7 protein-coding genes are annotated in these 9,060 nt (G+C 69.0%); 4 read left to right on the forward strand and 3 right to left on the reverse strand.

What is annotated here, in order from left to right; all coding sequences use genetic code 11:
- Positions 1-5: 5 nt before the first annotated feature.
- The gene (gene putA / locus ACSFBF_RS34185) at positions 6-3,734 is read right to left on the reverse strand and encodes a trifunctional transcriptional regulator/proline dehydrogenase/L-glutamate gamma-semialdehyde dehydrogenase (RefSeq protein ID WP_435474763.1); all 3,729 of its coding nucleotides are present in this window, start codon (positions 3,732-3,734) and stop codon (positions 6-8) included.
- A gap of 158 nt (positions 3,735-3,892) precedes the next feature.
- On the opposite strand from putA, the gene ACSFBF_RS34190 reads away from it, so the two are divergent.
- From ACSFBF_RS34190 to ACSFBF_RS34205, 4 genes are all read left to right on the forward strand, one after another.
- Positions 3,893-4,921 carry an alpha/beta hydrolase family protein gene (locus tag ACSFBF_RS34190; protein ID WP_435474765.1) on the forward strand — a complete coding sequence of 343 codons (1,029 nt, stop codon included), beginning with the start codon at positions 3,893-3,895 and terminating at the stop codon, positions 4,919-4,921.
- A 57-nt stretch (positions 4,922-4,978) separates the two neighbouring features.
- Positions 4,979-5,575, forward strand: a complete 597-nt coding sequence (locus ACSFBF_RS34195; RefSeq protein ID WP_435474767.1) for a helix-turn-helix domain-containing protein — start codon at positions 4,979-4,981, stop codon at positions 5,573-5,575.
- Between the two features lie 5 nt (positions 5,576-5,580).
- Positions 5,581-6,135, forward strand: coding sequence for a GNAT family N-acetyltransferase (locus tag ACSFBF_RS34200; protein WP_435474769.1), 555 nt, complete (start codon positions 5,581-5,583; stop codon positions 6,133-6,135).
- A 99-nt stretch (positions 6,136-6,234) separates the two neighbouring features.
- Positions 6,235-6,768 (forward strand): DUF2147 domain-containing protein, encoded by a 534-nt coding sequence (locus ACSFBF_RS34205; RefSeq protein WP_435474771.1) that lies wholly within the window; start codon positions 6,235-6,237, stop codon positions 6,766-6,768.
- A 31-nt stretch (positions 6,769-6,799) separates the two neighbouring features.
- On the opposite strand, the gene ACSFBF_RS34210 is transcribed toward ACSFBF_RS34205, so the two are convergent.
- Together ACSFBF_RS34210 and ACSFBF_RS34215 are read right to left on the reverse strand one after the other, a co-directional pair.
- Entirely contained in the window at positions 6,800-8,248 is a 1,449-nt protein-coding gene (locus ACSFBF_RS34210; protein WP_435474783.1) for an N-acyl-D-amino-acid deacylase family protein, read from the reverse strand.
- Positions 8,249-8,263: 15 nt separating this feature from the next.
- Positions 8,264-8,968 (reverse strand): Bug family tripartite tricarboxylate transporter substrate binding protein, encoded by a 705-nt coding sequence (locus tag ACSFBF_RS34215; RefSeq protein ID WP_435474773.1) that lies wholly within the window; start codon positions 8,966-8,968, stop codon positions 8,264-8,266.
- Positions 8,969-9,060: the final 92 nt, after the last annotated feature.

The following is a 9,060-nucleotide window of genomic DNA, read 5'->3' on the forward strand; positions in this document are numbered from 1 at the left end:
AGCGCTCAACCGATCGTCATCAGGCTCGCATTGCCGCCGGCCGCCGCCGTGTTGATGCTGAGCGCGCGCTCCACCACCAGGCTTTCGAGCGGGATGTGCGCATCGCCGGGCGCGAAGGCGCGCACGCCGACGATCGGGCCCGGCCGCGCCGCGATGCGCTGCATCACGCCCGACAGGCTCTGCTTGCTGCCGTGGTGCAGTGCGGCGTCGAACATCACCGTGTCGGAGGCCCAGTCGTTCGCGATGGCCACGCACTGCTGCACCTCGGCCGGCAGCGATGCGCGAAGGCTTTGCGCGGCGGCATCGGCGGGCCAGATCGCGGTGCTGCCCACCGACAGCACTGCGGCCAGCTGCACCAGTCGGTCTGTCTCCATATCGGCCAGGCACAGCACCGCTTCGCGCGGCTCCAGCGTGTAGACGTTGCGCTCGCCAGTCGGGCCGGCCAGCGTGCGCGAACTGCCCGAGCGCGACTGCCCGGCGAAGCGCGCGCATTGCGCCGCCAGCGCGGGGCGGTCGGTGGCTTCGGCCCAGCGCGACAGCGCCGACAGCTCGACGCGTGAAGCCGAAGCAGCACCACCCGCCACCGCGCGCACCATCACATCGTCCGGCCGCGCCGACAGCATGCGCAGCATGTACAGCGGACCACCGGCCTTCGGCCCCGTGCCCGACAGCCCCTCGCCGCCGAACGGCTGCACGCCCACCACCGCGCCGACGATGTTGCGGTTCACGTAGACGTTGCCCGCCTTCGCGTTCCCCACGATCTGCGCGATGGTCTCGTCGATGCGCGTGTGCACGCCCAGCGTCAGCCCGTAGCCCGTGCCGTTGATCTGCCCGATCAGCGCGCCGAGGTCGCGCCTGCGGTAGCGCACGACGTGCAGCACCGGCCCGAACACCTCGCGTTGCAGCTCCGAGATGCTGCCGAGCTCGATCAGCGTCGGCATCACGTACGTGCCGTTGCGCGTGTCGTGCGCATGCTCGCGGCCCTGGCGGAAGACCTTGCGGCCGCGCGAGCGCATGGTGGCGATGTGGCGCTCGATGCCGTCGCGCGCTTCGGCGTCGATCACCGGGCCCACGTCCACGGCCAGCCGTGCGGGGTTGCCGATGCAGGCTTCGGCCATCGCGCCCTTCAGCATTTCCAGCAGCCGGTCGGCCGCTTCTTCCTGCACGCACAGCACGCGCAGCGCGGAGCAGCGCTGCCCCGCACTGTCGAAGGCCGAGGCCATCACGTCGGTGACGACCTGTTCCACCAGCGCGGACGAGTCGACGATCATCGCGTTCTGCCCGCCGGTCTCCGCGATGAGCGGCACCGGCGCACCATGCGCGCCGAGCCGCTGCGACAGCGTTTTCTGCAGGATGCGCGCAACCTCCGTCGAGCCGGTGAACATCACGCCCTGCACGCGCGCGTCGGCCACCAGCGCGGCGCCGACGGTTTCGCCGCGGCCGGGCAGCAACTGCACAGCCGCATGCGGCACGCCGGCTTCCCACAGCACGCGCACCGCTTCGGCCGCCACCAGTGGCGTCTGCTCGGCGGGCTTGGCCAGCACGGGGTTGCCCGCTGCGAGCGCGGCTGCCACCTGGCCGGTGAAGATCGCCAGCGGAAAGTTCCACGGGCTGATGCAGACCATCGGGCCGAGCGCGCGGTGCGTGTCGTTCGAGAAATCGCCGCGCGCCTGCGCCGCGTAGTAGCGCAGAAAGTCGACCGCCTCGCGCACTTCGGCGATGGCGTTCGCGTATGTCTTTCCGGCCTCGCGCGTCAGCAGGCCGAGCAGGCGGGGCATGCCTTCTTCGAGCTTGCCGGCCGCGCGGTCGAGCAGGGCGGCGCGCTCGGCGGGCGGCGTGGCCGCCCATGCCGGAGCGATGTCATGGGCCTGGGCGATGGCCGATTCAACGTCCGCCAGCGTGGCTTCCTGCACCTGTCCGACGATGTCGCGGTGGTCGGCGGGGTTCAGCACGCTGACCGCTTCGCCATCCGGCGCGGCGGCGGCGAGCATCGGCGCCGCGCCCCAGTCTTCGCCGGCGCTGCCGGCGAGCACATGGCCCAGCGCGCGCAGGCTATCGTCGTTCGCCAGGTCGAGCCCTTGCGAGTTGACGCGCTGCGTTCCATACAGCGCCGCGGGCAGCGCAATGGCCGGATGCGGCAGGCCCAGCGTGCCTTCCTGCTGCGCCATGCGTTCAACGGTGGCGACCGGGTCTTCCACCAGCGCGTCGAGCGAGATCGTCGGGTCCGCGATGCGGTTCACGAACGAGGTGTTCGCGCCGTTCTCCAGCAGGCGTCGCACAAGATAGGCCAGCAGCGTCTCGTGCGTGCCCACGGGCGCGTAGATGCGGCAAGGCCGCCCGAGCGGGCCGACCACCTGCTCGTAAAGCGGCTCGCCCATGCCGTGCAGGCACTGGAACTCGTACTGCCCCGGCTTGTAGCCCGACGGGCCCGCCGCTGTGTAGATGGCGGCCAGCGTGTGCGCGTTGTGCGTGGCGAACTGCGGGTACACGGCCTCCGGTGCATCGAGCAGCTTGCGTGCGCAGGCGAGGTACGACACGTCGGTGTAGGCCTTGCGCGTGTAGACGGGGTAGCCGTCGAGCCCGTCGATCTGCGCGCGCTTGATTTCGCTGTCCCAGTACGCGCCCTTCACCAGCCGCACCATCAGCCGGTGCCGGCTGCGGCGTGCCAGGTCGATCACGAAATCGATCACGAACGGGCAGCGCTTCTGATACGCCTGGATCACGAAGCCGATGCCGTTCCAGCCCGCGAGTGCCGGCTCGAAGCAAAGGCGCTCCAGCAGGTCGAGCGAGAGTTCGAGGCGGTCGGCTTCCTCTGCGTCGATGTTCAGGCCGATGTCGTACTGCTGCGCCAGCAGCGCAAGTTCGCGCAGCACCGGGTACAGCTCGGCCATCACGCGCGAATGCTGCGCGCGGCTGTAGCGCGGGTGCAGCGCCGACAGCTTGATCGAGATGCCCGGGCCCTCGTACACGCCGCGATGGTTCGATGCCTTGCCGATCGCGTGGATCGCTTCTTCGTACGCGACGCGGTAGCGCTTCGCGTCTTCCATGGTGAGCGCCGCTTCGCCGAGCATGTCGTACGAATAGCGAAAGCCCCCGGCCTCCAGTTCGCGCGCATTGCCCAGCGCCTGCGCGATGGTCTCGCCGGTGACGAACTGCTCGCCCATCATCCGCATCGCCATGTCCACGCCCTTGCGGATCAGCGGCTCACCACCCTTGCCGATCAGGCGCGTGAGCACGGTCGACAGGCTGGTCTCGCTGTGCGTGGCCACGAGCTTGCCCGTCAGCAGCAAGCCCCAGGTCGCGGCGTTGACGAACACCGATGGGCTGCGGCCCGCATGCGACTGCCATTGGCCGTGCGCGATCTTGTCGCGGATCAGCGCGTTGCGCGTCTCCGAGTCGGGGATGCGCAGCAGCGCCTCGGCCAGGCACATCAGCGCCACGCCTTCCTGCGACGACAGCGCGTATTCCTGCAGCAGGCCCTGCACGAGGCCGGCGCGGCCACCTGCGTTCTTGCGGTCTCGCAGTTGCTGGGCGATGCGGTAGGCGAGTTCCTGGGCTGCTTCGGCCTGGTCGCCTGGCAGGCGCGCCTGTGCGAGGAGCGGCGGCAACGCCTCCGGTTCGGCTCGGCGCCAGGCTGCGGTGATCTGCTCACGCAGCGCCGAAGAGGGCTCGGACAGGCCATCGGCAAACGCCGCGAAGGAAGAGGGCAGGGGGTCGGCGCTGATGGTGCTCATGGGCGGCTCATGCTGGTGATATGTTGGATGATCCGCGTCCTCATGGTGAATTTGTGTTCGAAGAATGGCAGTTCGATAGAGTAAATCGCTAAAGCATGCGGGCGGGCCGCGCGAGAGAATCCGTGTTCCAACCACCAGCCCCGGGGAGTCGCACGAACATGCACAACAACAGATGGCTTTGCCTCGCGGCCGCGTGCCTGTCGCTCTGGTCGGCGCACGCGGCGGCCGATCCCGCCGGCTGCACGGCGTCGGCTTCCACGGATTGCTACCGCAGCTTCCAGCCGACCGGGGCCGGCGGCACGCTGAATTACTACGCCTCGCTCGCGCCCAGTGCGGCGGCAACTACCGGCCCGACGAAGGCGCTCATCGCCGTGCACGGCCATCCGCGCGACGCCAACAAGACCTTCGACGCCGCACTGCGCGCCGTTCGCAATGCCGATGCGCTTGGCGACACGCTGGTCGTTGCGCCGGTGTTCCAGGTTGCTGCGGACAAAGCCGGTAAATGCAGCACGCCGGGCGTGCCCGCTGCACAGTCCGGCGACCTGCTGTGGACCTGCGGCTCCTGGCTCGAAGGCGGCCGCGCGAGCGAGGGCAGTCGCATCACCTCGTTCGCGGCCATGGACGCGCTCGTGACCGAGCTGGCGCAACGCTGGCCGAGCCTGCGCACCGTCACCATCGCCGGCTTCTCGGCCGGCGCGCAGATGGTGCAGCACTACATCGGCTTCGCGCAGAACGGGAGCACGGTGGCTGTGCGCTACGTGGTCGCCGACCCGGGCACGTGGCTCTACTTCGATCCGTTTCGTCCGCAGCCGACGCCCGATGCCGCTGCGTGCCCAGAGATGAACCGCTGGAAGTACGGCACCGACGACCTGCCCGCGCACCTCGGGCGCAGCGCCGTGCAGGCGCGCCGGCAGTATGTGGAGGCTGACATCAGCTACCTCGAAGGCGAACTGGACAGCAACGACGCGCGCGGCACGGCCTATCGCGTGCTCGACAAGTCCTGCGCGGCCGCCGCGCAAGGCCCGTATCGCCTGCAGCGCGGCCTGGCCTACGCGCAGTACGACCGCACGCTGCTCGCGCCGGCCAAGCGCCGCGAAGTCGTGGTGGTGCCGGGCTGCGCGCATGACGTGGCGTGTGTCTTTCCGTCCGAGGCTGCCCGCGCCGCGTTGATTGGCCCTTCGCGGTGAGGGCGGCTCGCGGGGAGGCTTGACGCAAATTCCTTTATGGTGGATATTTAATCCAATATGAAGGAAATAGAAGAAACACCGTCCGGCCTGAATGACCGCATCGCTGAACGCGTGCGCGACCTGCGTGCGCAGCGTGGCCTCTCGCTCGATGCGCTGGCCACTCATTGCGGCGTCAGCCGTTCCATGATCTCGCTTATCGAGCGCGGCGAAAGCAGCCCCACCGCCGTGCTGCTTGAAAAACTCGCGACCGGCCTGGGCGTGTCGCTGGCCTCGTTGTTCGAGGCACCCGCGCCCGCCGTCGATCTGGTGTCGCGCCTGGCCAGCCAGCTGCAGTGGCGCGATCCGCACTCCGGCTATGTGCGGCGCAACGTTTCGCCCAGCGGCTTCGCGTCGCCCATCCAGATCGTCGAGGTGCTGTTTCCGCCCAAGGCCCGCGTAGCCTACGAAACCGCGGCGCGCGAGCCGCTTATCCACCAGCAGGTGTGGGTGCTCGACGGCGTCATCGAACTCACGCTGGGCGACGACCAGCACCGGCTGGGCACCGGCGACTGCCTGGCGATGGTGCTCGACCGCCCCACCAGCTACTACAACCCCTCGCGCACGACCACCCGCTACGCCGTGGTGATCGCGACCGTGCCTTCTTCGTGGAGATGAACAACATGACGAATTTCGAAGCGCCCCGCATCCGTCTTCTTGCGACGGTGGGCGATGTCCAGCTGCAGGCGCTGGCTGACCTGCTGATCGATTGCGTCGAGGGCGGCGCATCTGTCAGCTTCATGCTTCCGCTGACCCGCGAGCGCGCCCTCGCGTTCTGGCGGAAGGTGGCCGACGGCGTGGCGCGCGGCGAGCGTGCATTGCTCGTGGCTGAAGACGCCGAGGGCCTCCTCGGAACAGTGCAGCTTGTGCTCGACCAGCCCGAGAACCAGCCGCACCGCGCCGAGGTCTCGAAGATGCTCGTGTATCGCAGGGCGCGGCGCCGGGGCATCGGCGCGCTGCTGATGCAGGCGGCTGAAGACCAGGCGCATGCGCACGGCAAGACGCTGCTGGTGCTCGACACGTCGAGCGCCGAAGCCGAGCGGCTCTATGCCCGCATGGGCTGGCAGCGCGTGGGCGTGATCCCCGGATTCGCATTGCTGCCGGAGGGCGAACCGTGCAGCACCACCTTCTTCTATCGCGCGCTGGAGGCCCGCGCACAGGCACCGGCGGCGGGCTGAGCGGCACAGATTTGTATCGCACCTTGTCTGGCACGCGGCCAGATACGGAGCGCGACCATTCAGTGGGTGCCCCGACACACTGCGAAGGCAGGTGCTGCGATGCAATGGGTGCTTCATCCACTCGACACGAAGCCCGCCATGACCATGCACTCGTTCCATCGTCCATCAGGCCGCGCGCTGACCGCCGTCCTGCTGCTGACCGCAGCCTTCGCCGCGCAGGCGCAGTCGTCTTCCGCTGCAACCGATCCGCGCGGCCGCTGGATCACCGCGAACGGCAATCTCGAAGTTGAGCTCGCATCGTGCGGCACCGCGCTGTGCGGCACCGTCACCAAGGTCCTCGGCAATCGATCGATGGCGCCCGGCGGCGGCGACATGCAACCCGCCGACGGCCGACCGGCCCTCGGCATGACGCTGCTGAAAGACTTCACGCCCGTCGACGCGACCGATCCGTCCCGGCCGCCCACCGAATGGGCCGGGCAGATCTACAACCGCGAGAACGGCAAGACCTACAGCTGCAACATGTCGGTCAGCACTGCCGGCAATCCGGCGGGCGAGCTGTTGCTGCGTGCGTACGTCGGGCTGCCGCTGTTCGGCAAGACGCAGCGCTGGGTGCGCGCCTCGTCGGACAACTGAATGCCGCCGGCTGCCGTGCGCGGCTGGCCGGTCAGTCGGTCAGGCGCACCACGCGCCCATTGCGCACGTCCAGCGATTCGCCATCGCGCCACGCGGGCCGCCCGTTGACGATGACGGCGTCGATGCCCTCCGCGCGCAGCGTAGGGGCCTCCCAGGTTGCGCGGTCGGCGATCCGACCGGCATCGAACACGGTGATGTCGGCAAAGGCGCCTTCGCACAGCACGCCGCGGCCGGGCAGGCGGAAATGCCTGGCGGTCAGCCCCGTCATCTTGTGCACTGCCTGCTCGAGCGAGAACAAGCCGACATCGCGGCAGTAGTGGCCCAGCACGCGCGGAAAGGTGCCCCACAGGCGCGGATGCGGTGACGTGTCGTGGGGCATGCCGTCGGAGCCGATCATGGTCTGGGGAAAGGCCAGCACGCGCCGCACGTCGGCCTCGTCCATCAGGAAGTAGATGGCACCTGCCGGCTGCAGCAGGTCGACAGCGTCTTCCATCGACACACCAAGGCGCTGCGCGATCGCGTCGAGGTCCATGCCCGCGAACTCGGGGTGCGGCTGTGACTGGGTAACGATGATCCGGCTCGACACCGCAATGCGGTCCTTGCGCAGGATGGTGGAACCCGCGCAGTAGGGATAGCAGTCGAGCGCGATCGGCTGGTGCGCCATGGCATCGCGCACATGGGCCAGCGTTTGCACCGAGCGGCCGTGGTTGCGCGGGCCGATGAGCTTGTGGTGCGACACCACCACCGGTGCCCGCGCCGCACGGCCGATCGCGAAGGCCTCGTCCAGCGCGGCAATGACATGGTCGCCCTCGTCGCGGATGTGGCTCGCATACACGCCGCCGTAGGGGCCGATCACTTCGGCCACCCGCGCCATTTCTTCGGTCGTGGCCGGCATGGCCGTGGGATAGGCCGCGCCGGTGGACAGCCCGATGGCGCCGCTGGCCATGGCCTCGGCGAGCAGGGTTCGCATGCGTGCGATTTCTTCCGGCGTGGCGGCCCGGTCGAGGCGCTCCATCGTCGCCGCGCGCAAGGTGGTGTGGCCCACCAGGCAGGCTGCGTTCACCGCCGCGGGCGCAGCCTCCAGGCGCGCGAGGTAGGCCGCGAAGGTGGCGTCGCCGAACAGGGCCGGGTCGTGGCCCAGCAGGTTCAGCGGCGGCGGCACGGTGGCTCCGGCCGGCGCGCCCCAGGGCGCGAGGCTGATGCCGCAGTTGCCGGTGACGACCGTCGTCACGCCCTGGCTCAGCTTGGCCGGCATGTCCGGCTCGAGCATGAGGTAGCGGTCGTCGTGCGTGTGCGAGTCGATGAAGCCCGGTGCCACGATGCGGCCGGTGGCGTCGATCTCGACCGCACCACGCAGCGCCGACAGGTCGCCGATGGCGGCCACGCGCGCGCCGCGGATGCCGACATCGACCTGGCGCCGGGCACTGCCCGTGCCGTCGATCAGCGTGCCGTGGCGCACCACGAGGTCGAAGTCGGCCATGTGCATGGGCCCGCCTCAGTCGAGCTTGGCGCCCGAGTGCTTGACCACATCGGCCCACACGGGGCGTTCTTTCTTTGCGAGGTCGAACAGGTCCTGGCGCGGGCCGGTGTGGACCTCATAGGCCTGGGCGGCCAGCTGCTGCTTCACCGCGGGCGAATTCAACGCCTTGTTGAAAGCGGCGTTGAGGGCGTCGAGGATCTTCGGGTCGACACCAGCCGGCGCGACATAGCCGGTCCACGCGACGGCTTGGTATTTCTTCAGGCCGGTCTCGGCGATGGTGGGCAGTTCGGGCAGGCGGCTGTCGCGCGTGGCGCCGGTCACGGCCAGCGGCGTGATCTTGCCGCCTTTGAGGTGGGGAGCGATGGAGGTGATGTTCTCGAACACCAGGTCCACCTCGCCGCGCATCAGCGCCATGTCGGCTTCCAGGCCGCCCTTGTACGGGATGTGCACGATGGACACGCCGGCCATCGACTTGAACATCTCCGCGCTCAGGTGGCCGGTGGTGCCGTTGCCGCCGGAGGCCACGGTGAGCTTGCCGGGTTGCTTCTTCGCCATTTCGATGAGGCCGGCCACGTCCTTCACGCCGAGGTCGCTGCGCACGGCCAGCACGTTCTGCACGAACCCGGTCAGTGCCACAGGGGCGAGTTGCGTGTCGGCGTCGTAGGGCAGCTTCTTGTAGAGCGACTGGTTGATTGCTAGGGAACATCTGATCAAGTCCACGGATGGCCGCTCTGAACGTTGATTACGCATGCTGAATGAAGGAGCGCCAACGATGAGCCAGATCAGTTTTTCGGATGCCGAGCATGCAGGCA

Origin of the sequence: Variovorax nivicola (genome assembly GCF_051216475.1) — a bacterium.
In the GTDB taxonomy this organism is placed as follows: domain Bacteria; phylum Pseudomonadota; class Gammaproteobacteria; order Burkholderiales; family Burkholderiaceae_C; genus Variovorax.